Source organism: Neorhizobium tomejilense, from assembly GCF_964254135.1.
Taxonomy (GTDB): domain Bacteria; phylum Pseudomonadota; class Alphaproteobacteria; order Rhizobiales; family Rhizobiaceae; genus Neorhizobium; species Neorhizobium tomejilense.
The window spans coordinates 3,662,375-3,688,826 of the sequence record NZ_CAXUSO020000001.1 but is presented as its reverse complement, the minus strand read 5'-3'; the positions used below and the strand labels follow the sequence as shown (position 1 = coordinate 3,688,826).

The 26,452-nt window shown below is 62.5% G+C and carries 23 protein-coding genes, 1 tRNA gene and 1 pseudogene; 14 read left to right on the top strand and 11 right to left on the bottom strand.

Going from position 1 to position 26,452, the window contains the following annotated elements:
- Positions 1-5: 5 nt before the first annotated feature.
- Positions 6-1,187 carry a vWA domain-containing protein gene (locus tag ACSQ3G_RS18385; RefSeq protein ID WP_436111043.1) on the top strand — a complete coding sequence of 394 codons (1,182 nt, stop codon included), beginning with the start codon at positions 6-8 and terminating at the stop codon, positions 1,185-1,187.
- A gap of 83 nt (positions 1,188-1,270) precedes the next feature.
- Positions 1,271-2,293 (top strand): aldose epimerase family protein, encoded by a 1,023-nt coding sequence (locus tag ACSQ3G_RS18380; protein WP_436111042.1) that lies wholly within the window; start codon positions 1,271-1,273, stop codon positions 2,291-2,293.
- Between the two features lie 90 nt (positions 2,294-2,383).
- Here ACSQ3G_RS18380 and ACSQ3G_RS18375 read toward each other — a convergent pair whose 3' ends face one another.
- From ACSQ3G_RS18375 to ACSQ3G_RS18355, 5 genes are all read right to left on the bottom strand, one after another.
- Complete coding sequence (locus ACSQ3G_RS18375) at positions 2,384-4,135, bottom strand: PAS domain S-box protein (RefSeq protein ID WP_436111041.1); 1,752 nt, start codon at positions 4,133-4,135, stop codon at positions 2,384-2,386.
- 279 nt (positions 4,136-4,414) lie between these two features.
- Positions 4,415-4,489: transfer RNA gene (locus ACSQ3G_RS18370), tRNA-Gly, on the bottom strand.
- A gap of 193 nt (positions 4,490-4,682) precedes the next feature.
- Positions 4,683-5,336, bottom strand: coding sequence for an Isoquinoline 1-oxidoreductase subunit (locus tag ACSQ3G_RS18365; protein WP_436111040.1), 654 nt, complete (start codon positions 5,334-5,336; stop codon positions 4,683-4,685).
- 13 nt (positions 5,337-5,349) lie between these two features.
- Positions 5,350-7,503, bottom strand: a complete 2,154-nt coding sequence (locus ACSQ3G_RS18360; RefSeq protein ID WP_436111039.1) for a xanthine dehydrogenase family protein molybdopterin-binding subunit — start codon at positions 7,501-7,503, stop codon at positions 5,350-5,352.
- 3 nt (positions 7,504-7,506) lie between these two features.
- Positions 7,507-7,965, bottom strand: coding sequence for a (2Fe-2S)-binding protein (locus ACSQ3G_RS18355; protein WP_436111038.1), 459 nt, complete (start codon positions 7,963-7,965; stop codon positions 7,507-7,509).
- A 313-nt stretch (positions 7,966-8,278) separates the two neighbouring features.
- Here ACSQ3G_RS18355 and ACSQ3G_RS18350 point away from each other — a divergent pair, with 313 nt between their 5' ends.
- The 4 genes from ACSQ3G_RS18350 to ACSQ3G_RS18335 all read left to right on the top strand — a co-directional run bounded on the left by ACSQ3G_RS18350 (position 8,279) and on the right by ACSQ3G_RS18335 (position 10,849).
- On the top strand, positions 8,279-8,788 hold the full coding sequence (locus tag ACSQ3G_RS18350) for a prolyl-tRNA synthetase associated domain-containing protein (protein ID WP_105440842.1): 510 nt from the start codon (positions 8,279-8,281) through the stop codon (positions 8,786-8,788).
- Between the two features lie 58 nt (positions 8,789-8,846).
- Positions 8,847-9,821 (top strand): thioredoxin, encoded by a 975-nt coding sequence (trxA, locus tag ACSQ3G_RS18345; protein WP_436111037.1) that lies wholly within the window; start codon positions 8,847-8,849, stop codon positions 9,819-9,821.
- Between the two features lie 150 nt (positions 9,822-9,971).
- Positions 9,972-10,649, top strand: a complete 678-nt coding sequence (locus tag ACSQ3G_RS18340; protein ID WP_105403843.1) for an LON peptidase substrate-binding domain-containing protein — start codon at positions 9,972-9,974, stop codon at positions 10,647-10,649.
- An 11-nt stretch (positions 10,650-10,660) separates the two neighbouring features.
- Positions 10,661-10,849 carry a Trm112 family protein gene (locus ACSQ3G_RS18335; RefSeq protein ID WP_037081395.1) on the top strand — a complete coding sequence of 63 codons (189 nt, stop codon included), beginning with the start codon at positions 10,661-10,663 and terminating at the stop codon, positions 10,847-10,849.
- 19 nt (positions 10,850-10,868) lie between these two features.
- Here ACSQ3G_RS18335 and ACSQ3G_RS18330 read toward each other — a convergent pair.
- A pseudogene (locus ACSQ3G_RS18330) lies at positions 10,869-12,086 on the bottom strand (ubiquinone biosynthesis hydroxylase); the annotation flags it as partial.
- A gap of 84 nt (positions 12,087-12,170) precedes the next feature.
- Between ACSQ3G_RS18330 and tesB the strand changes: the two are divergent.
- The 6 genes from tesB (at position 12,171) to ACSQ3G_RS18300 (ending at position 19,666) form a co-directional block, all read left to right on the top strand.
- Entirely contained in the window at positions 12,171-13,055 is an 885-nt protein-coding gene (gene tesB, locus ACSQ3G_RS18325; protein WP_436111036.1) for an acyl-CoA thioesterase II, read from the top strand.
- Positions 13,056-13,279: 224 nt separating this feature from the next.
- Positions 13,280-13,618, top strand: coding sequence for a P-II family nitrogen regulator (locus tag ACSQ3G_RS18320; protein WP_007773854.1), 339 nt, complete (start codon positions 13,280-13,282; stop codon positions 13,616-13,618).
- A 29-nt stretch (positions 13,619-13,647) separates the two neighbouring features.
- Complete coding sequence (locus tag ACSQ3G_RS18315; RefSeq protein WP_046665152.1) at positions 13,648-15,075, top strand: ammonium transporter; 1,428 nt, start codon at positions 13,648-13,650, stop codon at positions 15,073-15,075.
- Positions 15,076-15,318: 243 nt separating this feature from the next.
- The gene (locus ACSQ3G_RS18310; protein ID WP_436111035.1) at positions 15,319-18,018 is read left to right on the top strand and encodes an FtsK/SpoIIIE family DNA translocase; all 2,700 of its coding nucleotides are present in this window, start codon (positions 15,319-15,321) and stop codon (positions 18,016-18,018) included.
- A gap of 74 nt (positions 18,019-18,092) precedes the next feature.
- The gene (locus ACSQ3G_RS18305) at positions 18,093-18,749 is read left to right on the top strand and encodes an outer membrane lipoprotein carrier protein LolA (RefSeq protein WP_038590969.1); all 657 of its coding nucleotides are present in this window, start codon (positions 18,093-18,095) and stop codon (positions 18,747-18,749) included.
- 113 nt (positions 18,750-18,862) lie between these two features.
- Positions 18,863-19,666, top strand: a complete 804-nt coding sequence (locus ACSQ3G_RS18300; protein WP_105425806.1) for an exodeoxyribonuclease III — start codon at positions 18,863-18,865, stop codon at positions 19,664-19,666.
- A 168-nt stretch (positions 19,667-19,834) separates the two neighbouring features.
- On the opposite strand, the gene ACSQ3G_RS18295 is transcribed toward ACSQ3G_RS18300, so the two are convergent.
- Both ACSQ3G_RS18295 and ACSQ3G_RS18290 read right to left on the bottom strand, forming a co-directional pair.
- Entirely contained in the window at positions 19,835-20,290 is a 456-nt protein-coding gene (locus ACSQ3G_RS18295; RefSeq protein ID WP_105403850.1) for a cyclic nucleotide-binding domain-containing protein, read from the bottom strand.
- Between the two features lie 9 nt (positions 20,291-20,299).
- A complete protein-coding gene (locus tag ACSQ3G_RS18290) occupies positions 20,300-20,983 on the bottom strand; it encodes a response regulator transcription factor (RefSeq protein ID WP_105440834.1) in 684 nt (227 codons plus the stop codon).
- A 217-nt stretch (positions 20,984-21,200) separates the two neighbouring features.
- Here ACSQ3G_RS18290 and ACSQ3G_RS18285 point away from each other — a divergent pair, with 217 nt between their 5' ends.
- Positions 21,201-21,752, top strand: coding sequence for a L,D-transpeptidase family protein (locus ACSQ3G_RS18285; protein ID WP_436111034.1), 552 nt, complete (start codon positions 21,201-21,203; stop codon positions 21,750-21,752).
- Between the two features lie 256 nt (positions 21,753-22,008).
- Here the strand turns inward: ACSQ3G_RS18285 and leuC are convergent, their stop codons facing one another.
- Complete coding sequence (leuC, locus tag ACSQ3G_RS18280) at positions 22,009-23,418, bottom strand: 3-isopropylmalate dehydratase large subunit (protein WP_436111033.1); 1,410 nt, start codon at positions 23,416-23,418, stop codon at positions 22,009-22,011.
- Positions 23,419-23,740: 322 nt separating this feature from the next.
- Here leuC and ppk2 point away from each other — a divergent pair, with 322 nt between their 5' ends.
- The gene (gene ppk2 / locus ACSQ3G_RS18275) at positions 23,741-24,655 is read left to right on the top strand and encodes a polyphosphate kinase 2 (RefSeq protein ID WP_436111032.1); all 915 of its coding nucleotides are present in this window, start codon (positions 23,741-23,743) and stop codon (positions 24,653-24,655) included.
- An 86-nt stretch (positions 24,656-24,741) separates the two neighbouring features.
- Here the strand turns inward: ppk2 and ACSQ3G_RS18270 are convergent, their stop codons facing one another.
- On the bottom strand, positions 24,742-25,560 hold the full coding sequence (locus ACSQ3G_RS18270; RefSeq protein ID WP_436111031.1) for an amino acid ABC transporter permease: 819 nt from the start codon (positions 25,558-25,560) through the stop codon (positions 24,742-24,744).
- Positions 25,561-25,564: 4 nt separating this feature from the next.
- On the bottom strand, positions 25,565-26,359 hold the full coding sequence (locus ACSQ3G_RS18265) for a transporter substrate-binding domain-containing protein (RefSeq protein WP_436111030.1): 795 nt from the start codon (positions 26,357-26,359) through the stop codon (positions 25,565-25,567).
- Positions 26,360-26,452 lie beyond the last annotated feature (93 nt).

The window sequence follows — 26,452 nt, the reverse complement described above, 5'->3', positions numbered from 1 at the left end:
ACGCGATGTTCATTCCCTTCTTCCTTCACCTCAAGGAAGCGAAGATCCCGGTGACGCTCCGGGAATTCCTCGACCTTCTCGAAGGCATGGCGGAAGGGATCGCGGATTTCGACGTGGAAGCCTTCTACTTTCTCGCCCGCACGGCGCTGGTGAAGGACGAGCGGCATATCGACAAGTTCGACCGGGTCTTTTCGGCCTATTTCCGAGGGCTCGAGGCGGTCTCCGGGGAGCCCGGTCTGGACGTCGCCAGCATCCCCGAAGAATGGCTGCGCAGGCTCACCGAGAAACATCTCACCGACGAAGAGAAGAAGCTCGTCGAGGCGCTCGGCGGTTTCGAGAAGCTGATGGAGACGCTGCGCCAGCGGCTGGAGGAGCAGAAGGGCCGGCATCAGGGCGGCTCGAAATGGATCGGCACCGGCGGCACCTCCCCTTTCGGGGCCTATGGCTATAACCCGGAAGGCGTGCGGATCGGCCAGGACCAGTCCCGCCACCGCCGGGCGGTAAAAGTCTGGGACAAACGCGAGTTTGCCGATTTCGACGACAAGGTGGAGCTCGGCACCCGCAATATCAAGCTGGCGCTGAAGCGGCTGCGCCGCTGGGTGCGGGAAGGGGCGGTCGAAGAACTCGACCTGGCCGGTACGATCCGCTCCACCGCCGAACACGGTTATCTCGACGTCCAGACCCGGCCGGAACGGCGCAATGCGGTGAAGCTGCTGATGTTCTTCGATGTCGGCGGCTCGATGGACGACCATATCCGGGTGGTCGAGGAGTTGTTCTCGGCAGCCCGCGCCGAGTTCAAGCATATGGAGCATTTCTACTTCCACAATTGCCTCTATGAAGGCGTCTGGAAGGAGAACGGCCGCCGGTCGGAGCGGACGCCGACGCTCGACCTGATCCGCAGCTATGGCGCCGACTACAAGGTGATCTTCGTCGGAGATGCCTCGATGAGCCCCTATGAGATCACCCATGCGGGCGGCTCCGTGGAGCACTGGAACCAGGAGCCGGGCGAGGCCTGGATAAGGCGCGTCACCGAGCATTTCCACCGCTGCGTCTGGCTCAACCCGGTGCCGCAGGACCATTGGAGCCATACGACCTCGATCGGCTTCATGCGGCAGCTGATGACCGAGCGGATGTTCCCGCTGACGCTCGGCGGATTGGAACAGGCGACGCGTGCGCTCACGCGCTAGAGCCTTTTTTCTTCTCCATGGCGTTGCGGGTCGCCGCCAAATCGCGCAGGTTGCCGCAAACATATCGGTGGAGGAGTAATCTCATGGCGGACCAGAATTTCGAAGTTTTCGGCACCACGGAAAAGGGCGAAACCGTCTATCGTGTCAGGATCTCCGGCGGCGGGCTCACCGCTAATGTCATCACCTGGGGTGCGGTGATCCAGGACCTCAGGCTCGACGGCCATCAGCCGCCGCTCGTGCTCGGTTTCGAACGGTTTGACGACTACCTGAACCATTCTCCTTATTTCGGCGCGACGCCCGGCCGTTCGTCCAACCGTATCGGCGGCGGCCGCTTCGTGCTGGACGGCAAGCAATATCAGCTGGAACTGAACGAGCGGGGCGTGACCCATCTCCATGGCGGCTCGGACGGCATCGGCCGCAGCAACTGGACGATCGTCGAATATGCGGCCGACAAGGTGGTGCTGCGGATCACCGATCCCGACGGCCGTGCCGGCTATCCGGGAAACTGCACGGTCACGGCGACGTACCAACTCAAGAGCGACGGCGCTCTTTCCGTTGTCTACCAATCCACCACGGATCAGCCGACGCTCGCCAATATCTGCCAGCATACCTATTTCAATCTCGACGGCCACGAGGATGCGCTCGATCACGACATCATGATTGCCGCCGACCATGTACTGGTCTTTGACGACAAGCAGGTGCCGACCGGCGAACTGATGGCGGTCGCGGGGACGCCCTTCGACCTGCGCGACATGGGGCCGATGAAGCGGTTCGACGGCGATGCCCAGGTCCTGTTCGATCATAACTTCTGCCTGTCGCCGGAGCGTACCCTCAAGCGTTCCGTGGCTTTGGCGCGCAGCATCCATTCCGGCGTGTCGCTAGAAGTTCGCACCACCGAGCCGGGCGTGCAGCTCTATGCCGCCTTCAAGCTGTCGCAGATTCCCGCAGAGGGCCTCGATGGGCGCCGCTATGGCCCATTCGCCGGGTTCTGCCTCGAAACCCAGGTCTGGCCGGATGCCATCAACCACGCCAACTTCCCGAATGCGGTGCTGCGGCCGGGCGAGGTGTTGCTGCAAGAAACGGACTATGTTTTTTCAAAGCAATGATCGCTGCCGGCTTTGTCCGGATCGGGATTATCTGAGCCCGAATTGACGACGCTGCCGGCCCGAAAGCCGGCGGCGTTTGCCGTTTTCCGGCTATGTCGGCTGGATCATGCGGCGCAGTTCGCCTTCCAGCAGCGCCATGTTCACTGGTTTCCGGATGGTCGTCCGGTTTCTGAAACCGTGGTGATCGTCGAGCTGCTCATATCCGGTGCAGAACAGGAAGGGCACGCCATGGGTCTGCAGCCATTCCGCAAACGGGTAGACGGGCTTTCCCCCGAGATTGACATCGAGGACGGCGATGTCGGGAAGTTGCGAGCCGTCGACCAGCCGCATGGCTTCGTCGGCAGTTGCCGCCGGTCCGACAATTTCCCAGCCGCGCGATTCAAGTTCGCTGCAGAGCTCCATGGCGATAAGGGTCTCGTCCTCGACGACAAGTATCCGCCCCGCCGAGCCGGGTTCCGATGACCTCGGCGCGACCTCTTCGCCAGCAACCGAGCCGGCCGAAATGTCGGGTCGATAGACAGACCGGGGCAGTATCGCGGTCAGGCGCATACCGGCAGTTGGCCAGCTGATGTCGAGTTCGCCCGCCAATTGACGGGTGGCGACTTCCCTCACCAAGGTGGAGCCGAAACCCCTGGATTCAGGCTTCAGCACCGCCGGCCCGCCGGTCTCGGTCCAGCGGAGCTCCAGTTCCAGGGAGGGCAGGATGCGCCAGGAGACATCGACGCGCCCTTCCGTGACCGACAATGCCCCGTATTTGACGGCGTTGGTGGCAAGCTCGTGGATGAGGAGGCTGACCGGCTGCACGGCATTGGGGGTGAGAGTGACTGAAGGCCCGCCAATCATCAGCTGGTTGACGCTCTGGTAGGCCCGGGTTTCCTCGGTGAGGACGGCTGCGAGATCTCCGCCCTCCCACCGGTTCTGCGCGAGCAGCGAATGGGCGCGGCTCAGCGCCGAAACGCGGCCTCGAACTGCGACGATGAAAGCCTCCTTGGTTTCGGCACGGGTCAGGGAGACCAGGGCCTGCACCACCGCCAGAGCGTTCTTGGCCCGGTGATCGACCTCGCGGGCCAGCAACTGGCGGGAATCCTCGTTGGCCTTGCGTTCGGTGATGTCGCGCAAGATGACCGTTGCCAGCTTTCCGTCGCCGATCTGTACTTGCGAGATCGATGCCTCGACAGGGAATTCCTCGCCATTGGCGCGCAGGCCGCTGATCGCCCCCAATGCACCCATCCGGCGGTTTGTAACGCCGGTCTCCTTGAAGAGGCGGATATGTGCGGCATGCCCATGCCGAAACCGCTCGGGGATGAAGCGTTCGATCGGCGAGCCGATCGCATCCTCGCTTGCGATGCCGAACATGCGCTCGGCGGCCGGGTTGAACAGCACGATTCGCTGGCCTTCATCGACGGTGATCAGCGCGTCCATCGCCGATTCCACAATCCCCTCCATGCGCCGCCGGCTTTCCAGCAGGGCATCCTCGGCGGCCTTTCGTTCGGTGATATCGCGCAGGATGACGGTGGCCAGCCGCTCGCCGCCGATCTCCACCTGCGAGATCGACGCCTCGATCGGAAATTCCTGGCCGTCGGCGCGCAAACCGCTGATGGCACCCAGCGATCCCATCTGGCGGGTGGTCACGCCGGTTTCGGTGAAACGATGAATATGCGCCGCGTGGGTCGGGCGATGGCGTTCCGGCATGAAACGGGAGATGTGCTGGCCAAGCGCCTCGTTGGCCGCCAGCCCGAACATGCGCTCCGCGGCCGGATTGAACAGGATCACCCGTTGTTCGTCGTCAATAGTGATGATCCCGTCCATCGCAGAGGCGACGATGCCCTCGAGGCGTCGCATGGTTTCAATAGCGGTTTTCTCACTGAGCTTTGGGTGGTGCGGGCGAGATTCCACGACGGCACATCTCCGGTTCAACCCCCGAATCACTGGCGCGACATCGCCTGGGTAGTTGCAACCAGTATGGCACCTCCCGCATTTGGTGAATATGCGGAAGTTGTCAAATTCATGGGGAAAGGTGCTGGAGGGGAAGCGCCCGCTTTGCGTCTGCAATCGGGGCGTCGCTGTCGAGCGTCTTGGCCCTGTGGCCGGGCTGGTAGAGTATAGTCTCAAAAGGGAATTTGGAGCGGGCGAAGGGATTCGAACCCTCGACCCCAACCTTGGCAAGGTTGTGCTCTACCACTGAGCTACACCCGCTCATCAATCCACCGGTCCGTGGTAGTGAAGCTTGACCGTGGCGTCGTGGCTCGTTGCCGGCGACGGGCGCTATATGGCCCAGTCCTTTTTCAAATGCAACAGGGAAATGACGATTGGCGCCAAGAAAAATTGCGATCCCGCCAAAGCCCCTGCAAACCGCCGGTTCCGGCCGGAACCGGCGGCTGCTTCATTCTCAGGAGGCCGGACAGGCCGCTCCGGACTTCACCCAGGCGCTGATGAGCTCGCCGAATTCGGCCTGGGTGCCCGGCACCGGTTCGCGTCCGGCACCCGGGTTCCAGCCCCAGCCGACCAGTTCGTCATGCGCCATGTGCTCGACGATCTGATCCATGGTCTTGCCGCCGTTGCGGGCCGGGTCCTTGATCTGCTGGCAGATCTGGCCGAGCGATTTGCCGACCCAGGCCATTTCGATCGGCGCGAGATGCCAGGCGGGATTGCCCGGAATGCTCTTGATCGTGTCGGCCTGGCCGACAACGGGCGTGTTTTCCGCGCTGTGGCAGGTGGTGCACTGCATGCCGGGCAGGCCCATGCCGCCGTCGCCGCGGACGACCGGCGGCTGGTGCGGGTGCATGTTGATGCCCTGCAGCGGGCGGTCGGTCGCCGGATGACAGTTGACGCAGCGCGGGTGCTGGATGACCTTGCCGGCCTCCTGGAAGAGCGCCACGGAGCGTTCCCGCTGGTTGGCGATCGTCTCGAAGGAGGTGGCGGGCTTCAGCGTCTTGGCGTCCGTCTTGGCATCCTGGGCGACCGAGGCGGGCGACAGCAGCGTGCCGACACCCACGAAAAGACAGAGGGTAGCGACGCCGGTGATAGCGAGTTTCCAATTCATCGGGGTTTGATCCTCAGGCCGAAACGATGTTGACGATAGGCAGCTGCCGGACCGGCGCTCCGGTCAGGCGACGCCAGGCATTGGCAACCGCCGGACCGACAGGCGGCACGCCAGGTTCGCCGACGCCACTCGGCTTTTCGCTCGACTTGATGATCTCCACCGCCACGTCCGGCATTTCGTTGATGCGGATGGAGCGGTAGTCGTGGAAGTTCGACTGCATGATCTTGCCGCCCTTGGCCAGGGTCACCGCGTCGAAGAGAACCGCGCCGAGGCCGTAGCCGATGCCGCCTTCCATCTGCGCCTTGATGACGTTCGGATTGACGGCGACGCCGCAATCGACCGCACACCAGACCTTGTGGACACGCGGCGCGCCTTCCGGCCCGATCGAGACTTCGACGATTTGGCCGACGAAGGTGCCGAAGCTTTCGACCACCGCAACGCCGCGGGCGCGGCCTTCCGGAGCCGGCGAACCCCAGTTGGCCATTTCAGCAGCCTTCCTCAGCACGCCTGCATGACGCGGCTTTTCGCCAAGCAGCGCAAGCCGTCCCTCGACCGGATCCTTGCCGATCTTCTGGAACAGCTCGTCGACGAAGGTCTCGACTGCAAAGCCGGTATGGGTGTGGCCGACCGATCGCCACCAGAGCGGCGGGATGGAGAGCTGGACGTTATGGGCGCTGACCTTCAGGTTCGGGATCGCGTAGGGCAGGTTCGAAGCACCTTCGACGGAGCTCTCATCGAGATCCGCCTTGCCCATGATCGACTGGCCGACGATCACCTGTTCCCAGGCCGTGATCTGGCCCTGCGCATTGATGGCGCCACGCATCCTGTGGGCATACATCGGGCGGTAGAAGCCGCCGCGGATGTCGTCCTCGCGGGTCCACATGTGCTTCAAAGGGCGGCTGCGATCGGTTGCGGCATAGACGGCTGCCGCTTCCTGTATGTAGGGCGAGCCGAACTGCGCCTTGCGGCCGAAGCTGCCGCCGGCGAGCTGGGTGTTCACCCTGACCTTCGCCTCGTCGAGCCCGAGGACCTTGGCGGCGACCGACTGGTCCATGCCCGGGAACTGGGCGCCGTTATAGATATCGACCGATCCGTCGGCCGCCTTGATGAAGACGGCGTCGAGCGGTTCCATCGGCGCATGCGCCAGGAAGGGGAAGACGATCTCGGCTTCCACCGTCTGCAGGCCGGACGCCTTGAAGGCGTCGTCGACATTGCCGTTATTGGTCGCTTCAAGCCCCTTTTCGGCGAAGAGCTTCCGGTAATCGGCGGAAAGTTCTTCCGAGGAGCGGGTTTCGGCCTTGGAGAGATCCCATTCGATGCTCAGCGCATCGCGGCCCTTGAGCGCCGCGAACGTGTTGTCCGCATAAACGGCGATGCCCGACGGCACCTGCTTCACGTCGACCACGCCCTGCACCTTGCGGGCTTCGGCATCGTCGAAGCTCTTCACCGTCGCGCCGAAATGCTCCGGGTGGGCGACGACGGCGATCAGCAGGTTGTCCGGCGTGATGTCGAGCGTGAAAACCGCCGTGCCATTGGTCTTGCCGTGGGTGTCGAGCTTCGGCAGGTCAGTGCCGATCAGCACGAAATCCTTGGGGTCCTTGAGTTTCGGCTCGGCAGGCGGCGTCTGGCGGGCCGCCTTTTCGGCAAATGCGCCGAAACCGCTCTCCTTGTTGGAGGCGGCATGCTTGATGCGGCCTTTCTGGACGGTGATCTCGGAGGCCGGCACCTTCCAGTCTTCGGCAGCGGCGGCGACCAGCATCGCCCGCGCGGTGGCGCCCGCCTTGCGCATCTGCTCGTAGGAATTGGCAATCGCGCTCGAACCGCCGGTTCCCTGCAGGCCGAAGCTCAGGTTGGCATAGACCTTGTTGTCGGTCGGCGAATGGACGGCGCGCATCTGGCTCCAGTCGGCATCGAGTTCTTCTGCCACCAGCGTGGCAAGGCCGGTGAATGGACCCTGGCCGAATTCGATGTGCTTGGAAAGCACGGTCACGGTGTCGTCGGTGCCGATCTTGACGAAGGCGTTCATCGGCGCAAGCGCCGGATCGCCGCCGGCATGCACGCCTGTTGGGGCGGCGGAGAGCATTTTCGGCGCGATCGCGACGCCGATGACGAGGCCGGAGCCGGCGAGGAAGGCGCGGCGGGTGGTGTTGATGTCCTGGATGGTCATGGCTCAGCCCTCCATCGAATTGGCGGCGTTGTGGATCGCCGCACGGATGCGATGGTAGGTGGCGCATCGACAGATATTGCCGGTCATCGCACCGTCGATATCGTCATCCGTCGGCTTCGGCACCATCTGCAGCAGGGCGACTGCCGACATGACCTGTCCGGACTGGCAGTAACCGCATTGGGGCACGTCAAGGCCCGCCCAGGCCGTCTTCACAGCATCGGCTTCCTTGCCGGAAACACTTTCGATGGTGACCACGTCCGAACCTTCGATCGTGGCGATCGGGGTAATGCAGGAGCGGCGCGGCATGCCGTCCAGATGGACCGTACAGGCGCCGCACTGGGCAACGCCGCAGCCGTATTTGGTGCCGGTGAGTTTTTCGAAATCGCGGATGACCCAGAGAAGTGGGGTGTCGGGGTCGCCGTCGAACGTTCTTTCCTGTCCGTTGAGCGTGAAGGTGACCATGAGGCAGACCTTTCAGTTAGGAAGCCGGGCGCTGCGCCGGCACTGGAGATTGAGTGGCTAAAATCGGCCGGGGCCGGTATCGAGGCGCGCGAAACACTGCGCGAAATAAACCTGAGTCAACTGGAGTAGTTATTATTTATCAATTGGCTACCGGCCGCCGATCGAATGCCGCAGACCGGTTCTCCACGCCTGATTAGATGGTCGGCCGTCAGACCAGGTCAAGCGCCTCACGAGATCGTGTGCACCTGTCTTGGCCGGCCCAACCATTCCGGTTATAGTCCGCCCGCCCGCCAACAGAGCCAATTCCATCAGCATGACAGAGACAAAGCCGAAAACCGCCGAGGATCTTTTCCGTTTCCTCGACAGCTTGGATATTCCCCATTCGACCAAGACGCACCCGCCGGTTTTCACCGTGGCGGAGTCCGAAAGCCTGCGTGACGAAATCCCCGGAGGCCATACGAAGAACCTGTTCGTGAAGGACAAGAAGGACCAGTATTTCGTCCTGACGGTCGAGGAGCGTGCGACGGTCGACCTGAAGACCGTGCACAAGGTGATCGGAGCGTCGAGCCGCGTCTCGTTCGGCCGGCCCGAAATGCTTCTGGAATATCTCGGCGTGGTTCCCGGTTCGGTGACGGTATTCGGCGCGTTCAACGATACGGGCCGAAATGTTACCTTCGTGCTCGACGAAGATCTGCTGAAGCACGACGTCATCAACGGCCACCCGCTGTCGAACGACGCCACGACCTCCATCGCCAGCAGCGATCTCATCCGCTTTCTGGAGGCGACCGGCCATCAGCCGCTTGTCTTGAAAGTGACGGACTGACATACGATCTTTGCAGCCTATATGGCAAAGATGCGAAAGCGTTCCCGGGAGAACATTCATGAGCGGCAGCAATAACCCCTATGGCGGTTCCTACGGCGGGCAGATGACTGCTTCGGCAAGCTTTGGGGCGGCGCCGGCCGCATCCGGTCCTGCCGGAGTCTATGTATCCGACACCAGCACCGCCGGCTTCACCAAGGACGTGCTCGAAGAATCGCGCCGCCAGCCGGTTCTCGTCGATTTCTGGGCGCCCTGGTGCGGTCCCTGCAAGCAGCTGACGCCGGTGCTCGAAAAGGTCGTCAACGAAGGCCAGGGCCGGGTCAAGCTCGTCAAGATGAATATCGACGATCACCCGTCGATCCCGGGCCAACTCGGCATCCAGTCGATCCCGGCCGTCATCGCCTTTGTCGACGGCCGTCCGGTCGACGGTTTCATGGGCGCGGTGCCGGAAAGCCAGGTTCGCCAGTTCATCGACAAGCTCGCAGGACCTCCGGGCGCCGACCAGGCTGCCGAGATCGAAGCGGCTCTCGCCGAGGCAGAGACCCTGCTTGCCGGCGGTGAAATCCAGGAAGCCGCCCAGCTTTATGGCGCCGTCCTGCAGGCCGATCCGGAAAATGCCAAGGCCGCCGCCGGAATGATGCAGTGCCTGATCGCCATGGGCGAGACGGCGCGTGCCAGCCAGATGCTGGCCTCTCTCCCGGAAGAGCTTGCCAAGGAACCGGCGATCCAGGCGGTCGCCAAGAAGCTCGAGCAGATCGAGGAAGCCCGCAAGCTCGGCGATCCGGTGGCTCTCGAGCGCCAGCTCGATGCCAACCCGGACGACCACGACGCTCGCCTGAAGCTCGCCAAGATCCTCAACGTCCAGGGCGAACGGGACAAGGCTGCCGAGCACCTGCTGACGATCATGCGCAAGGACCGCACGTTCGACGACGACGGCGCCCGCCGCCAGCTCCTGGCATTCTTTGATGTCTGGGGACCGAAGGATCCGGCGACGATCGCCGCCCGCCGCCGCCTGTCCTCAATCCTGTTTTCGTAGACCGGGGCCTGTTTTCGTAAACACGGGTCCGTGTTCGCAGCCAAGGCCAATCCTCGAGGATTGGCCTTGCGTTCTCCGGTGGGTGCCCCACATTATTCCAAGCGACGAATCTTGGTCTGCGCCAGTGGTCGTCTGGGAGGTGTCGGACCCATGCATGTGGGAAATGCGAGATATCTGAAGCGGGAGGATTTGCCGGAGACGGTTCCTGTCTTTCCTCTTACCGGCGCATTGCTTCTGCCGGGCGGACAGTTGCCGCTCAACATCTTCGAGCCACGGTATCTCGCCATGTTCGACGCGGCGCTTGCAGGTAACCGGCTGATCGGTATCGTACAGCCGTCATTGCTTGAATCCGGCGAGGCCGTCGAAGGCCCGCGGGCTCCGCTCTCGACGGTCGGCTGCATTGGCCGCATCACATCGTTTGCCGAAACCGGCGACGGCCGATACATCACCTCGATCAGCGGCATCTGCCGGTTCCGGCTCATCGAAGAAGTGGGCCACGGCCATCCCTATCGCACCTTCAAGATCGCGCCGATGATGACGGACCTCTCCACCGAGGACGACGAGGGTACGGTCGACCGCGCCGAATTGCTGCGCGTCTTCCGCGCCTATCTCGACGCCAACAAGCTGGAAGCGGATTGGGAAAGCGTCGAGCGCGCCGGCAACCGCACGCTCGTCAACTCCCTGTCGATGATGTCGCCCTTCGGGCCTGCCGAGAAGCAGGCTCTCCTCGAAGCGCCGGACCTGCGCACACGTGCTGAAACGCTGATCGCCATCACGGAAATCCTGCTGGCGCGCGATTTCGGCGATTCCGACACCATCCTCCAGTAAGGCCCAAGCGCATGGACGAAAAACTCAGCAAGGTCGATCCGAAACTGCTCGACCTGCTCGTCTGCCCGCTCTCCAAGAGCCGGCTATCCCTCAACCGGGAAACCAACGAGCTCATCTCCCAGAAGGCGCAGCTTGCCTACCCGATCCGCGACGGTATCCCGATCATGCTGATTTCCGAGGCCCGCAAGATCGAAGACTGAGAGGTTGCCGGACGGGTGGCTAGATTGCCTCGCCCGCCAGCAGTTTGGGGCCCTCTTCGCCGCTCTTTCCGGCCGCTTGGTCGATGAAGAAGGTCTTCAGCTTCGGGAGCTTTTCGACGATGCCGAGGCCGAAGTCGCGGGCGATGCGGATCGGGGTGATGTCGTTGGAGAACAGCCGGTTCAGCACGTCGGTCGTCACGCCCATGCGGAACGTATCGAAACGCCGCCAGGACTGATAACGCTCCAGCACGTTGAGCGCGCCGATGTCGAGGCCGAGCCGGTCGGCTTCGACCACCGTCTCGGCAAGTGCCGCGACGTCCTTGAAGCCGAGATTGAGGCCCTGGCCGGAAATCGGGTGGATGCCGTGCGCCGCATCGCCGGCAAGGGCGATGCGCGGGGCCACGAAGGCGCGGGCAAGCGTCAGGCCGAGCGGGAAGGCACGTTTGTCGCCGACTACCGTCAGTTCGCCGAGCTTGTGGCCGAAACGGCGCTGAAGCTCTTCCTCGAACACCAGGTCGTCCGCGGCGACCAGCCGGTTGGCCTCCGCCGTCCGTTCGGTCCACACCAGCGAGGAACGGTTGTTGGTGAGCGGCAGGATGGCAAACGGGCCGGACGGCAGGAAATGTTCTTCCGCCACACCTTCATGCGGCCGCTCGTGGGCAACCGTCGCGACGATGCCCGATTGGCCGTAATCCCAGGTGACGGTCTTGATGCCGGCCATGTCGCGCAGTTTCGAGCGCACGCCGTCGCAGGCGACCAGAAGGCGGGTTTCGACGGCCGAGCCGTCGGAGAGCGACACGGTGCAACGGGTGCTGCCGGACTGGAAGCCGGTGGCGGAAAGTCCGTGGCGGATGGCAATCCCGAGGCGTTCGGCGGCGCCGCGCAGTGCCCGCACCATGGCGACGTTCGCCACCATGTGGGCGAACGGCCTGCCTTCTTCGATTTCGCCGTCGAAGGTGAGGAAGACCGGCCGCACCGGATCGGACGTGCGGCTGTCGGTGACGACCATCCGGTTGATCGGTTGGGCGTCCACGGCAATCTCGTTCCAGACGCCGATGACGTCGAGCATGCGGGTTGCGGCGGCGATGATGGCGGAGGCCCGCTCGTCCTTTTCCCAGGTGCCGGCAGGAGCCGCCTCGATCACCTCGACCTGCAGATGCGGCGCCGCCTGCTTGACCGCGACAGCGGCGGCGAGACCCACATAACCGCCTCCAACAACCAGCATGTCCAGCATTTGCCTAAACTCCCGTGAGACTTGAGAATATCATGTGGTGGATATAGATCATCCGACAGCCGCTTCCTATCGCCGGAGTTCGTCATAATGTCGCGCCAGACCGATTCCCCCTCCGCCATGGAACAGCTGATCGCGACGCTCGACCTCGAAAAGCTCGAGGAGAACATCTATCGCGGCACCAGTCCCGATGTCGGCTGGCAGCGGGTATTCGGCGGCCAGGTGATCGCCCAGGCCCTGATGGCCGCCCAGCGAACCGTCGAGGCCGATCGTTTCGTGCATTCGCTGCATGCCTATTTCATGCGCCCCGGCGATCCTTCCGTTCCGATTCTCTATCAGGTGGAGCGCATCCGCGACGGGTCAAGCTTCACCACCCGCCGGGCGGTGGCGGTGCAGCACGGCAAGGCGATCTTTGCCATGTCCGCCTCCTTCCAGGTGGAGGAGGGCGGTTATGATCACCAGATCGACATGCCTTCGGTGACGCAGCCGGAGGATCTGATGGGCGAAAAGGAGTTCAAGGAACTCTTCCTCAAGAAGGCGCCGGAGAACGTGCGTCGCTACTGGAGCCGTGAGCGGCCGATCGAAGTGCGCCCGACCTCGCTCGTGCATTATCTCACCAGGGACAAGCTCGAACCGCGGCAGGACATCTGGGTCCGGACCGTTGGCGAGGTGCCGTCCGACCGCCACTACCAGGCAGCCGTGCTCGCCTATCTCTCCGACATGACGCTGCTCGATGCGTCGCTCTATCCGCACGGCACGTCGATCTTCGATCCGACGCTTCAGGCGGCGAGCCTCGACCACGCCATGTGGTTTCACAGGCCCGCCACATTCGACGACTGGCTCCTCTACACGCAGGACAGCCCGAGCGCTTCCGGCGCCCGCGGAATGACCCGCGGCAGCATTTACACCCGTTCTGGCACACTGATCGCCTCGGTCGCCCAAGAAGGACTGATTCGGAAAAAGGCAAATGATTAATAGTTGTGCAATTTTTCAATTTTGCCCAAGTTTTGGACGTATTTGCGCCATCCAAATGCCCGTTTTTTGAGACCGGCGTTGTAAGCCTTTACATTTCAATAACTTATAGGCGTCATCGAAACTGGCACGCCCCTTGAATGTATCTCGTCAGTCGCTGTCATGATCTTGACGTCGATGAGGAGAGTCGGCCTTGGCCGAGGACAAACAAAGGATGGGAAAGCCAGATGAAAATCGTGATGGCCATTATCAAGCCGTTCAAGCTGGATGAGGTGCGCGAAGCCCTCACGGCTGTCGGTATCCAGGGCCTGACCGTGACCGAAGTCAAAGGTTACGGGCGCCAAAAGGGACACACCGAAATCTACCGCGGTACCGAATATGCCGTAAGTTTTCTGCCAAAGCTGAAGATCGAAATCGCAGTCCCCTCCGACCTCGTCGAAAAGGCCGTGGATGCGATCGCTTCGGCCGCCAAGACTGGCCAGATCGGCGATGGCAAGATCTTCGTCTATTCGATCGAGCAGGCCGTGCGCATCCGTACCGGCGAAACCAACACAGAAGCGCTTTAAGCACGGCTTGACAGGGGAGTTTTTTAGCTATGCAATTTAATAGGATTTCCACTCTGGGACGCCTGAGTGCCGCTGCCGCGGCGCTTCTCGCGCCCGCCGTCGCTTTTGCGCAGACGGCTGCCGCACCGGCCGCGGAAGCTGCAGCCGCAGCTCCGGCCATGACGGTCGACAAGGGCGATACGACCTGGATGCTGATTTCTTCCATCCTTGTCCTTCTGATGATCGTGCCTGGTCTGGCACTGTTCTACGGTGGTCTCGTTCGCGCCAAGAACATGCTCTCGGTTCTCATGCAGGTCATGATGATCGCCGCCGTGGCGATGATTGTCTGGGTCACCTACGGTTATTCGCTCACCTTCACTGACGGCGGCTCGATCAACAGCTTCATCGGCGGCTTCTCCAAGATGTTCCTTGCAGGCGTCGATACGACGACGATGTCGGAAAGCTTCACCAAGGGTGCGGCCATTCCGGAACTCGCCTTCGTTTGCTTCCAGATGACCTTCGCAGCCATCACTCCTGCGCTGATCATCGGTGCGTTTGCCGAACGCATCAAGTTCTCGGCAGTCATCCTGTTCACCATCCTGTGGCTCACCTTCGTCTACTTCCCGATGGCCCATATGGTCTGGTTCTGGGGCGGCCCGAGCGCCTATTCCGGCCCGACCGGCCTGATCTTCGGCTTCGGCGCGATCGACTTCGCAGGCGGCACCGTCGTCCACATCAACGCTGGTATCGCAGGTCTCGTCGGCGCCATCATGGTTGGCAAGCGCACCGGCTTCGGCAAGGACATGATGGCTCCGCACTCGATGACGCTGACCATGGTCGGTGCAGCACTTCTGTGGGTTGGTTGGTTCGGCTTCAATGCCGGTTCGAACCTCGAAGCCAATGCCTACGCAGCCCTTGCAATGATGAACACTTTCGTTGCGACCGCTGCCGCTATCGTTGGCTGGGCCCTCGTTGAAACCTTCGCTCGCGGCAAGGCTTCCATGCTGGGTGCTGCTTCGGGTGCTGTTGCCGGCCTCGTCGTGATCACCCCGGCTGCCGGTTTCGTCGGCCCGATGGGCGCTATCATCATGGGTCTGATCGTCTCGCCGGTCTGCTACTTCTTCGTCTCGACCGTCAAGAACAAGTTCGGTTACGACGATACGGCTGACGTCTTCGGCGTACACGGCGTCGGTGGCATCATCGGTGCGATCCTCACCGGTGTGTTCGTCAACCCGGCTCTCGGTGGCGCAGGCATCGTCGACTATTCGACGGCTGATTTTGCTGCCAGCTATGCCGGCACGGCAACCCAGGTCTGGGCTCAGTTCAAGGGCGTGATCGTCACTGTCCTGTGGTCCGGCATCGGTTCCGCGATCCTCTACAAGATCGTCGATCTGATTGTTGGCCTGCGCGTCACCGTCGAAGCCGAACGCGAAGGTCTCGACCTCGCGACCCACGGCGAAGCCGCTTATCACTCCTAATCAACGATTCACGGCGGCGGGCAACCGCCGCCGCGGCACATTGCACCGCAGCTTCCGCATGAGCTGCATTGGCCCGGGTTTCGACCCGGGCTTTTTTATTCATGTTTTCAGCCTTCGCCCGGCCTGTTGTGGTTAAAGGGACATTAACCACCGTCGCGCTATTCTCCGCTGGAATTGCGTGAATCAGCTCTCAGCTTGCCGATTCGCGCCTGGAGTTGCGTTCAAGGACGGCGGGCAGACACGATGGGCAGAAGCAGTTCAGCGGCTATGGCAAACCGGTCCACCCGCCTGGTGCTCACCGCCTTCGTGTGGCGCCAGGCGCTGGCGCTCGCCGGTTTCGGGATATTCTTTGCTTTGGCGCTGGCGGTCGCTGCATTGGCGACCTGGAACGTCGCCGACCCGAGCTTCTCCTACGCGACCGATAACGCGCCGACCAATATTCTCGGCTTTCCGGGTGCGGCCTTCGCCGACCTGATGATGCAGTTCCTCGGGCTTGTAAGTCTCGTCGCCCTGCTGCCGGTACTCGCCTTCGCCCTGGCTCTGATCGCCGGGCGCAAATACGACCGCGTTCCGGCGCGCCTTGCGGCCTGGGGCGGCGGCACACTACTCGCCTCGGCAACATTGGGCTGCTTTCCCGCACCGCTCACCTGGCCGATCCCGAACGGCATCGGCGGCGTCATCGGCGACATGATCCTGCGCTTCCCGGCGTTGTTCGTCGGCGCCTATCCGACGGGTACCGTGGCTATGGTGCTCGGCTGCCTGTTCATCATTCCCTGCGCCTGGCTGATGCTGTTTGCCTCCGGCCTTGTCGGTGAAGCCTTCGAGGAGGATGCCGAGGACGACGACCAGCCGGTCGCGGCCGCCAAGACCCGTTCCAAGCGTGAAGAGGTCGAGGAAGAGGACGACGAGGACCGGTTTGCCGGTTTCCTGGCGTTCGGCGCCATCGCTCACTACTGGTATATCGCCCAGGCCAGATTGCGACGCCTTGCCGGCATCAAGCCGCGCAGCCGGATGGATTTCGACCAGCCCTACGATTTCAACGAGGATGAATTCGGGACGCTGAACGAGCCGGTCCGCGCGAGAGCGGCATCCGTGGCCCCCGGCCGTCGCATGGAGCCCTCGCTCGATGGTCCCGCCGAGCGGGCTACCTCGCCGCGTCGGGTGGTGGCGGCTCCACCGATTTCCCGCCATGACGAAGACGACGACTACGATCCGCCCTTCGACTTGGACGACATGCCGCCGCGTCCGGCCGGCATCCTGGCCGATGACGACGAGGACGACGACGCGCCGTTCGTCGCCTCCCGCGCACCGCAGACCGTCAACGGCGTTCGCGTCCAGCAGCGTGTCGCGCCCTCGGCCGCGCCGCCGAAGCCAAGCGCCCGCGTTGCCCGCGAGGCCCAGGGCTCGTTCATCGCGCCGGATGGGTTCCAGCTGCCTTCCGTGCATCTGCTGAACGAACCGAAGGCCGTCGCCCGCGACGCTTCGCTGTCGGCGGATGCGCTGGAGCAGAATGCCCGGTTGCTCGAAGGTGTTCTCGAAGATTTTGGCGTCAAGGGCGAGATCATCCATGTTCGCCCCGGCCCGGTCGTCACGCTTTACGAACTCGAGCCGGCGCCAGGCATCAAGTCGTCTCGCGTCATCGGCCTTGCGGACGATATCGCCCGGTCGATGAGCGCGATCGCTGCCCGCGTCGCTGTCGTCCCCGGCCGCAATGCTATCGGCATCGAACTGCCGAACCGCACCCGCGAGACGGTCTATCTGCGCGAAATGATCGGCTCCAAGGATTTCGAGGGCAGCAAGGCGAAGCTCGCCATGGCGCTCGGCAAGACGATCGGCGGCGAGCCTGTCGTGGCCGACCTTGCCAAGATGCCTCACCTGCTCGTCGCCGGCACCACCGGTTCGGGCAAGTCGGTCGCCATCAACACGATGATCCTGTCGCTTCTCTACCGCTACACGCCGGAGAAGTGCCGCCTGATCATGATCGACCCGAAAATGCTCGAACTCTCCGTCTATGACGGCATCCCGCATCTCCTGTCGCCTGTGGTCACCGACCCGAAAAAGGCCGTTGTCGCGCTGAAGTGGACCGTCCGGGAGATGGAAGAGCGCTACAAGAAGATGTCGAAGATCGGCGTGCGCAATATCGACGGCTTCAACAGCCGCGTCGAGCAGGCGCTGGAAAAGGGCGAGGTGCTGACCCGCACCGTGCAGACCGGTTTCGACCGCCATACGGGCGAAGCCATGTACGAGACGGAAGAATTCGATCTCCAGCCGATCCCCTATATCGTCGTGATCATCGACGAAATGGCCGACTTGATGATGGTCGCCGGCAAGGATATCGAAGGCGCCGTGCAGCGCCTGGCGCAGATGGCGCGTGCCGCGGGTATCCATGTGATCATGGCGACCCAGCGGCCTTCGGTCGACGTCATCACCGGCACGATCAAGGCCAACTTCCCGACCCGCATCTCGTTCCAGGTGACGTCGAAGATCGACAGCCGCACCATTTTGGGCGAGCAGGGCGCCGAACAGCTGCTCGGCATGGGCGACATGCTCTACATGGCCGGCGGCGGTCGTATCCAGCGCGTCCACGGGCCTTTCGTCTCCGATACCGAGGTCGAAGACATCGTCGCCTACTTGAAAACTCAAGGGCACCCCCAATATCTCGATGCGATCACGGCCGATGACGACGAGGACGGTGACGGTTCCGGCCCGGCCGGCATGTCTAACCTCGCTGAGTCGGACGACCCTTATGACCAGGCGGTGGCGATCGTGCTGCGGGACGGCAAGGCGTCCACGTCCTATGTCCAGCGCCGTCTCGGCATCGGCTACAACCGTGCCGCTTCGCTCATCGAGCGGATGGAGCAGGAGGGGCTGATCGGGCCGGCCAACCACGCCGGCAAACGCGAAATCCTGGTGCCAACCGAGGGTGACATCCTCGAACGGTAAGGCTTTCGTGATCACCACGGGCCGGCCATCAAGCCGCCGCCTTTGGTGCGGAGGAGTAACGAAAGGAGACCAGAATGAAGAACGAAAAGACCATCCTTTCAAACATCAATTCCAGCGCGCTTGGCCGCCGGCAGTTTTCGCTGGGTCTTGCGGGCCTGGCCGCGGCCGCCTTTGCGCCGAATCTCGGCTTCGCCCAGAGCGCCGGCAGCGCTGCAGCCCAGAAGATCGCCGACCACTTCTCGTCGGTCAAAACCATGATGGGCGAATTCGTGCAGTTCGGGCCGCGCGGCGAGCAGACCGGCGGAAAATTCTTCATCGAGCGCCCCGGCAAGCTGCGCTTCAACTTCGAGGATCCGTCGCCGATCCGCGTCATCGCCGACGGCAATAACGTCGTCATCGGCAATATGAAGCTCAAGACCTGGGACATCTATCCGCTCTCCAAGACGCCGCTCAGCCTGCTGCTCGCGAGCCGCATCGACCTCGGCAACCAGATGGTCCGCAACGTGAAGGAAGAGTCCGACCTCACCACGATCGTGCTCGGCAACAAGACCGTGTTCGGCGATTCGACCATCACCATGATGTTCGATTCCAAGACCTACGACCTGCGCCAATGGACGATCACCGATGCCCAGAACAAGGATACGTCGGTGATGATCTACAACGTCCAGAACGGGGTCAAACTCGATGATAAGGTGTTCATCATACCCTATGAGGACGTCCGCAAGGGCTGACCGCGGCAGGACCTGAAATCAATGAAGGGCTGCGCCTGGCTGCGCGGCCCTTTTTGCTTCTCAGGGATGGCAAAATTCCCTAAAGCTCGCGGGGCAGAGCCCCGAGGGATATCATGACATTTTCGATTACGACCTGGAATATCAACTCCGTGCGGCTGCGCATGCCGATCGTCCAGCAGTTCCTCGTCCGCCACAAGCCGGACATCCTCTGCCTGCAGGAAATCAAGTGCCAAGAGCCCGAGTTTCCGCTGCAGCCGCTGAAGGATCTCGGTTACCAGCACATCATCATCCACGGCCAGAAAGGCTATCACGGCGTCGCCATCGCCTCCAAGGTGCCGCTCCTCGAAGACCATCGCCAGAACTACTGCAATGTCGGCGATGCCCGGCACATCTCGGCGCTCTTCGAGCGCGGCTCGCGGCGGATCCGCCTGCATAATTTCTACGTGCCTGCCGGCGGCGACGAGCCGGACCGGACGATCAACCCGAAATTCGGCCACAAGCTCGACTTCATCGAGGAGATGAAGGCGCTGAAGGCCGACGCGATGCCCGGCATTTCCTCTGTCCTCGTCGGAGACCTCAATATCGCGCCGCTGGAACACGACGTCTGGTCGCACAAGCAGCTCCTGAAAATCGTCAGCCATACGCCTGTCGAGACCGAGGGCATGAAGGAGATCATCGCCAAGGGCGGCTGGCTCGACCTGATGCGCCAGCACACGCCGGAGCCCGAAAAGATCTACACGTGGTGGAGCTACCGCGCCAAGGACTGGGAAGCGGCGAACAAGGGCCGGCGGCTCGACCATATCTGGTCCTCGCCCGATCTCGGGCCGTTCCTCGACCGCATCGACGTGCTGAAGGAAGCCCGCGGCTGGAACCAGCCTTCGGACCACGTGCCCGTGACGGCGGTTTTCAAGTTCTGAGATCGTGCCCGGCCTGTGGATCCTCGGGTCAAGCCCGAGGATGACGAAAACAAAGGATGTGCCTTACCGTCAAATCCGCCTGAGGAGCATCAAGGTCGTCATCCTCGGGCTTGACCCGAGGATCCACGCCACGAGGCTCGACAATCGAGGGCAAGCGTCCTCCGAAATTCAGGCAAACCGGTCCTGCATCGCTGCTGCCGCCCTGGCGAGGCTGGCGATGTTGTCGCGGATGCGGCTTTCGATCACCCGGCCGACCTGGGGATATTCCTCGAGCAGGCGGTGGAACAGCGAGCGGCTGATCTTCAGGGCCTCGGAATCCTCGATCGCAATCGCGGTGAACTTGCGCTCCACCATGGTGACGAGCGCCAGCTCCGACAGCAGCGTGCCGGGACCGACCGTCGCCTCCACCTTCAACTCGCCACCCCGATCCGCCATCAGCAGCTCGAAACGGCCCCTGGCGACGATGAAGGCCGATTCCGCCGGGGATTTCTCCCGGAACAGCTGCTGGCCGGTCGTCACCTGCCGACGCTCGGCACCGAAAGCGACGAGGCGCAGCTGGTCGTCGTTCATGTCCCGGAACAGCGGGACCTGCGAAAGCAGGCGGATATCTTCGGTCAGCGACATCAGGGCCCTTTACGGTACGATCTTGTAGCCGCCGTTTTCAGTGACCAGGATTTCGGCGCTCGACGGATCGCGCTCGATCTTCTGGCGAAGACGGTAGACATGGGTTTCCAGCGTATGCGTAGTCACGCCGGAATTATAGCCCCAGACTTCCTCCAGGAGGACATCGCGGGTCACTACCTTCTGGCCGGCGCGATAGAGGTAGCGAATGATCGCCGCTTCCTTTTCGGTCAGGCGAATCTTCTTGCCGTCCTCGGTGGTCAGCAGCTTCTGGCTCGGCTTGAAGAGATAGGGGCCGACCGTGAAGGTGGCGTCCTCGCTCTGCTCGTACTGGCGAAGCTGGGCACGAATGCGGGCGAGCAGCACGGCGAAGCGGAAGGGCTTGGTCACATAGTCGTTGGCGCCGGCTTCGAGGCCGAGAATGGTGTCGGAATCGGTGTCGTGGCCGGTCAGCATGATGATCGGGGCCTTGAAGCCGTTCTTGCGCAGCAGTTTCACCGCCTCGCGGCCGTCCATGTCCGGCAGGCCGACATCCATGATCAGCAGGTCGATCTGGGCATTCTTGGCGGCCTGCAGCGCCTTGGCCGCATTCGCCTCCTGGAGGATTGCGAACTCGTCATAGAACGACAACTGCTCGACAAGCGTCTCGCGCAGATCATCGTCGTCGTCCACCAGGAGTATCGTGCGCGCTGCCATGCGTTCTTGCCTTTCGTCTCGCCGTTGCGTCCGGACTGTTGTCATTGCCAGTCAATCGAAGCGCATTTAGGGCTCCTCGACCTAAATCCCTACAGCATCGACCCAAAAATCGGAATCGATTTTCGGAAAGTACGATGTTTCGATTCAATATGCGCAGCGCTTTAGTGTGCTATGAATTCAAACGAAATCATATTCAAAGCAAAACCTTGTGAGAGAAATGCAGCGTTTTCGCGAGGGAAATCACAAAAACACTGCCGTCGTCACCGTTCGCACCGCGCCACGCGACCGGCGCCGTGCGATCGTCTCCTTCGGCGGCATCACCGTGCCGGCGGCACTCGGGCGGTCCGGCACCACTCCCTTCAAGCGGGAAGGGGACGGCGCAACGCCGATCGCGCCGATGCGCTTTCTCTACGGTTATGTCCGTGGGGACCGCGTGACGCTGCCCCCGACGCCGCTTTCGATGACGCGCATCGGTAAAGGCCTGCTGTGGTGCGACCAGCCGGAGCACCCGTCGTACAATCGTCCTGTGAAGGCGCCGTTCCGGCCAAGTCATGAAGAGATGATGCGGGCCGACGGGCTCTACGACATCTGCCTCGTGCTCGACTGGAACGTCACCTCGCGAGCCCGCAACCGGGGTTCGGCGATCTTCTTCCACCTGATCAAACCCGGCTACCAGCCGACCGCCGGCTGCATCGCCGTCAGCCTTCCCGACATGAAGCGGCTGATCCGCTTCATGCGCAAGGGGACGGTGGTGAGGGTGCTGGGGTAGCGGCGTCGTCAAATCCCCTCACCAACAAAATCTAAGACTTAGCTGCGCTAAGATCTTGATTTTGTAACCTCTCCCGCAAGGGGAGAGGTAGGCTGCGGCAGCGCGGCTGCTCTATCTCTCCCCTTGCGGGAGAGAAAGCGATTTCAACATCTTAGCTTCAGCTAAGTGTTAGAAATCGCAAGTGAGGGGATCGCTTCCGGAAACGAAAATGCCCGGCGCGAAGGCCGGGCATTTCGAGGTCAGATGATAGGGAAGCCTACTTCCACTCGCGGATGTCGACGAAGTGGCCGGCGACCGCGGCTGCGGCGGCCATGGCCGGCGAGACGAGATGGGTGCGGCCCTTGTAACCCTGGCGACCCTCGAAATTGCGGTTGGAGGTGGAAGCGCAGCGCTCGCCCGGCTTCAGGCGGTCGTCGTTCATCGCCAGGCACATCGAGCAGCCCGGTTCGCGCCATTCGAAACCGGCATCCTTGAAGATCTTGTCGAGACCTTCCGCTTCCGCCTGTTCCTTGACGATGCCGGAGCCCGGGACGACCATGGCGGACACGGTCGACGCGACGGTGCGGCCTTCGACGACCTTGGCTGCGGCGCGCAGGTCTTCGATGCGGCCGTTGGTGCAGGAGCCGATGAAGACGCGGTCGACGGCGATATCGGTGATCTTGGTGCCCGGCTTCAGGCCCATATAGTCCAGAGCGCGCCATTTCGAGGTGCGCTTGGTTTCGTCCGGGATGTCGTCCGGGTTCGGAACGGAACCTTCAACCGAGATGACGTCTTCCGGCGAGGAGCCCCAGGAGACGATCGGCGGCAGGTTGGCGGCGTCGAGCACGACGACCTTGTCGAAATGCGCGCCTTCGTCCGTCTGCAGCGTCTTCCAGTAGTCGAGCGCCATGTCCCAGGCCTTGCCCTTCGGGGCGCGCGGCTTGTCCTTGATGTATTCGAAGGTCTTTTCGTCCGGCGCGATCAGGCCGGCGCGGGCGCCGCCTTCGATCGTCATGTTGCAGACCGTCATGCGGCCTTCCATGGAGAGCGCGCGGATCGCCTCGCCGGCGAACTCGATGACGTGGCCGGTGCCGCCGGCGGTGCCGATCTCGCCGATGATGGCAAGGATGATGTCCTTGGCGGTGACGCCCGGCGGCAGCTGGCCGTCGACGCGCACCAGCATGTTCTTCGCCTTCTTCTGCACCAGCGTCTGGGTGGCGAGCACGTGCTCGACTTCAGACGTGCCGATGCCGTGCGCAAGTGCGCCGAAGGCGCCGTGGGTCGACGTGTGGCTGTCGCCGCAGACGATGGTCATGCCCGGCAGGGTAAAGCCCTGTTCCGGGCCCACGATGTGGACGATGCCCTGGCGGACGTCCTTTTCCGAATAATATTCGACGCCGAAATCGCGGGCGTTCTGGGCAAGCGCTTCCACCTGGATGCGGCTTTCCTCGTTCTTGATGCCTTCGTGGCGGTCGGCCGTGGTCGGGACGTTATGGTCCACGACGGCGAGCGTTTTTTCCGGTGCACGGACCTTGCGGCCGGCGATGCGCAGGCCTTCGAATGCCTGCGGCGACGTCACTTCGTGAACGAGGTGACGGTCGATGTAGAGAAGACAGGTGTGGTTCTCATCCTCGGAAACGACGTGGTCGTCCCAGATCTTGTCATAAAGGGTGCGGGGTGCGCTCATGGCTGCTGTCCGTAAAGCTGACTGAAACAGGAAATGGGTGTCCGGCAGCTTAGGGCTGCCGCAAGCTGAGACAATCAGCTAAGTCGGTCGCAAAGCGCCCCGGATACCCGCGCGAAAAACCGTGCCGGCAGACGTTTGTGGTCCTGCAGCACGACGATATGGTTCGCGAGGCATCCGAATTTCGATCCCATGGCCGCTGCAATAGCAGTTTCCGAAGAAATCGGCAATCGAATTGCTTCGCAGAAAATCTGTCGCATCTCTGTCATAAAGCTTTCGCGGAAACGTGGTTGATCTGAGTTTCCATAAAGGAGGAATGCCCACCATGTCCGAACCCATGCAAGACCAGCTCAGCCGCATCAAGGAAGAGATCGCCGACAGCTTCGATGAAGAGCTCGAAATGCAGATGGAAGAGGACCGGCTCGACGAGCTGGTCGCCGAGGGCATGTCCGAGCCCGCCGAGGCGACGATCGACCGCCGGATCTATTTCCGCGAACTCTTCCGCCTCCAGCACGAGCTGGTCCGTCTGCAGGACTGGGTGCAGTACAAGAAGCTGAAGATGGTCGTGCTGTTCGAAGGCCGCGACTCGGCCGGCAAGGGCGGCGCCATCAAGCGCGTCACCCAGCGCCTCAATCCGCGTGTCGCCCGCGTCGTCGCGCTGCCCGCGCCGACCGAGCGCGAACAGAACCAGTGGTATTTCCAGCGCTACGTCCCGCATCTGCCGACCGCCGGCGAAATGGTGATGTTCGACCGCTCCTGGTACAACCGCGCCGGCGTCGAGCGGGTCATGGGCTTCTGCACCAAGGACGAGCTGGAAGAGTTCTTCCGTTCGGTGCCGGAATTCGAACGCATGCTGGTCCGCTCGGGCATCATCCTCGTCAAATACTGGTTCTCGATTACCGACGAGGAGCAGGAATTCCGCTTCAAGATGCGCATCCACGATCCGCTGAAGCAGTGGAAGCTGTCGCCGATGGACCTCGAAAGCCGCGTCCACTGGGAAGAATATACCAAGGCGAAGGAAGAGATGCTCCAGCGCACCCACATCCCGGAAGCGCCGTGGTGGGTGGTGCAGGCCGTCGACAAGAAGAAGGCGCGGCTCAACATGATCTCCCACCTTCTCGCCCAGGTGCTTTACGAGACCGTGCCGAAGGAGCAGATCGACCTGCCAGGCCGCGTCCGGAACGACGACTACATCCGCCATCCGGTGCCGGCGGACATGTACGTCCCGGAAGTGTACTGAACAGAACCGCGCCCTGCCATCGTTGACGCTGCGGGGCGCTCGGCAGGGACTGAAACGGCGAGGCGGCCTTCGGGCCGCCTTTTGCGTTAGCGCTCCGTCCTTCTCCGCAAACGTCCTTCGATGCCGCGCAGGGCCAGCGACAGGCCGATCGTCAGCAGCAGGTAGATATAGGTGACGATCGAATAGGTCTCGAAGAAGCGGAAGGAGCCGGCTGCATAGACCTTCGCCATCTGGGTGATGTCGGCGACGCCGAGGACCGAGACGAGCGATGAATCCTTCACCATCGAGACGAAGTCGTTGGAAAGCGGCGGCAGGATCACCCGCATCGCTTGCGGAAATACGATCAGCCGGAAACGCTGCCAGCGGGTCAAGCCCAGCGCCTTTGCCGCCTCGATCTGGCCGATATCGACGGCCTGGAACCCGGCACGAAAGATTTCGGCGATGAAGGCTGCATAACCGATCGTCAGTGCGATGATCGCCCGCCAGAGCAGCGAGACGTCGCGCACCAGAAGCGCCTGGGCCCAGCCGCCCTCGATCAGCGGCTCCAGCGCCCAATTGTAGAGCGTCACGAAGGCCGGTGCGCCGACGAAGGCGATGTAGAAGAGCAGCACGAGGATCGGGATGCCGCGAATGAGCTCGATATAGAAACGCGCCGCCTGCCGCAGCACGACATTGCCGGAAAGCCCTGCAAGCGCGATGCCGAGCCCGAGCAATGTCGCCAGGAGAAAGGCGGCGAGCGTCACGCCGACCGTGATGCCGATGCCCTTGGCGACGACATTGAAGACCTGGGAATAGAGGTCGTTGAGTGCGATGACCGCCGCCAGGCCGAAACAAAGGACCCCGAAGGCGACCAGCCACCAGGGGAAATCCTGCGGCTGCGATGTGCTGCGGCGCGGAGGCGCCATGCCCTTACTCGCCCATCTTGTAATCGAGGAACCACTTCTTGTTCAGCGCGTCGAGCGTGCCGTCGGCTTTCAGCGCGGTGATCGCCGCATTGACCGGCGCAACGAGATTTGAGCCCTTCTTGAAGATGAAGCCGAAATCCTCGGTGCCGAGCGGCTGGCCGATCAGCTTCAAGGAACCGCCGGAAGCCTTGACGTACCCGTCACCGGCGGTGCTGTCCGTTAGAACCAGATCGACGTCTCCCGCCTTCAGCGCCTGAACCGTCGCGCCGAAGGTCTCGAACAGCTTGATCCGCGGGTTCTGCTCGTTGCCGTCGAGGATTTCGTAGACCGCGGTGTAGAAGGGGCTCGTTCCCGGCTGTGCGCCGATAAGTCCAGTCCCCAGGGCGCCAAAACTCTTGGCGTCGGTGAAACGCTTCTCGTCGCCGCGCACCAGCATCAACTGCTGCGAGCGCATATAGGGATCGGAGAAATCGACCTTCTCCTTGCGGTCGTCCTTGATGGTGATGCCGGTCATGCCGATGTCGTATTGCCCGTCGGAAACGGCCTGGATCATCGCGTCCCAGCTGGTGCCCTGGTATTCGAGCTTGAAATTCAGCCGCCTGGCGATCTCGTTCATCGCATCGTATTCCCAGCCGATCGCCTTGCCGCTCTTCGGATCGACGAATTGCAGCGGCGGATAAGCGTTTTCCGTGACCACGACAACCGTCCGGCCCTTCATGTCCGGCAGTTCGGCGGCGCTGGCGGCGGGTGCAAAGGCAAGGGCGGCAAGGCCGGAGATCAGCATACGGCGTGAGAGCATTGTGGCACTCCTGACAAATGGCTGGCGAATCCCTCTCATGAAAAGCCGGCCGATAGCAAGCGGCCGGCAGCGGGCATCTTTTTCTTGCCGCGC

Coding starts and splice junctions, on each gene's coding strand:
- ACSQ3G_RS18385 (WP_436111043.1), top strand. CDS start 6: ATGTTCATTCCCTTCTTCCTTCACCTCAAGGAAGCGAAGATCCCGGTG.
- ACSQ3G_RS18380 (WP_436111042.1), top strand. CDS start 1,271: ATGGCGGACCAGAATTTCGAAGTTTTCGGCACCACGGAAAAGGGCGAA.
- ACSQ3G_RS18375 (WP_436111041.1), bottom strand. CDS start 4,135: ATGCGACGCCTCGAGGGCATCGTCGCCTCTGCGATGGACGGGATCATC.
- ACSQ3G_RS18365 (WP_436111040.1), bottom strand. CDS start 5,336: ATGAATTGGAAACTCGCTATCACCGGCGTCGCTACCCTCTGTCTTTTC.
- ACSQ3G_RS18360 (WP_436111039.1), bottom strand. CDS start 7,503: ATGACCATCCAGGACATCAACACCACCCGCCGCGCCTTCCTCGCCGGC.
- ACSQ3G_RS18355 (WP_436111038.1), bottom strand. CDS start 7,965: ATGGTCACCTTCACGCTCAACGGACAGGAAAGAACGTTCGACGGCGAC.
- ACSQ3G_RS18350 (WP_105440842.1), top strand. CDS start 8,279: ATGACAGAGACAAAGCCGAAAACCGCCGAGGATCTTTTCCGTTTCCTC.
- trxA (WP_436111037.1), top strand. CDS start 8,847: ATGAGCGGCAGCAATAACCCCTATGGCGGTTCCTACGGCGGGCAGATG.
- ACSQ3G_RS18340 (WP_105403843.1), top strand. CDS start 9,972: ATGCATGTGGGAAATGCGAGATATCTGAAGCGGGAGGATTTGCCGGAG.
- ACSQ3G_RS18335 (WP_037081395.1), top strand. CDS start 10,661: ATGGACGAAAAACTCAGCAAGGTCGATCCGAAACTGCTCGACCTGCTC.
- tesB (WP_436111036.1), top strand. CDS start 12,171: ATGTCGCGCCAGACCGATTCCCCCTCCGCCATGGAACAGCTGATCGCG.
- ACSQ3G_RS18320 (WP_007773854.1), top strand. CDS start 13,280: ATGAAAATCGTGATGGCCATTATCAAGCCGTTCAAGCTGGATGAGGTG.
- ACSQ3G_RS18315 (WP_046665152.1), top strand. CDS start 13,648: ATGCAATTTAATAGGATTTCCACTCTGGGACGCCTGAGTGCCGCTGCC.
- ACSQ3G_RS18310 (WP_436111035.1), top strand. CDS start 15,319: ATGGGCAGAAGCAGTTCAGCGGCTATGGCAAACCGGTCCACCCGCCTG.
- ACSQ3G_RS18305 (WP_038590969.1), top strand. CDS start 18,093: ATGAAGAACGAAAAGACCATCCTTTCAAACATCAATTCCAGCGCGCTT.
- ACSQ3G_RS18300 (WP_105425806.1), top strand. CDS start 18,863: ATGACATTTTCGATTACGACCTGGAATATCAACTCCGTGCGGCTGCGC.
- ACSQ3G_RS18295 (WP_105403850.1), bottom strand. CDS start 20,290: ATGTCGCTGACCGAAGATATCCGCCTGCTTTCGCAGGTCCCGCTGTTC.
- ACSQ3G_RS18290 (WP_105440834.1), bottom strand. CDS start 20,983: ATGGCAGCGCGCACGATACTCCTGGTGGACGACGACGATGATCTGCGC.
- ACSQ3G_RS18285 (WP_436111034.1), top strand. CDS start 21,201: ATGCAGCGTTTTCGCGAGGGAAATCACAAAAACACTGCCGTCGTCACC.
- leuC (WP_436111033.1), bottom strand. CDS start 23,418: ATGAGCGCACCCCGCACCCTTTATGACAAGATCTGGGACGACCACGTC.
- ppk2 (WP_436111032.1), top strand. CDS start 23,741: ATGTCCGAACCCATGCAAGACCAGCTCAGCCGCATCAAGGAAGAGATC.
- ACSQ3G_RS18270 (WP_436111031.1), bottom strand. CDS start 25,560: ATGGCGCCTCCGCGCCGCAGCACATCGCAGCCGCAGGATTTCCCCTGG.
- ACSQ3G_RS18265 (WP_436111030.1), bottom strand. CDS start 26,359: ATGCTCTCACGCCGTATGCTGATCTCCGGCCTTGCCGCCCTTGCCTTT.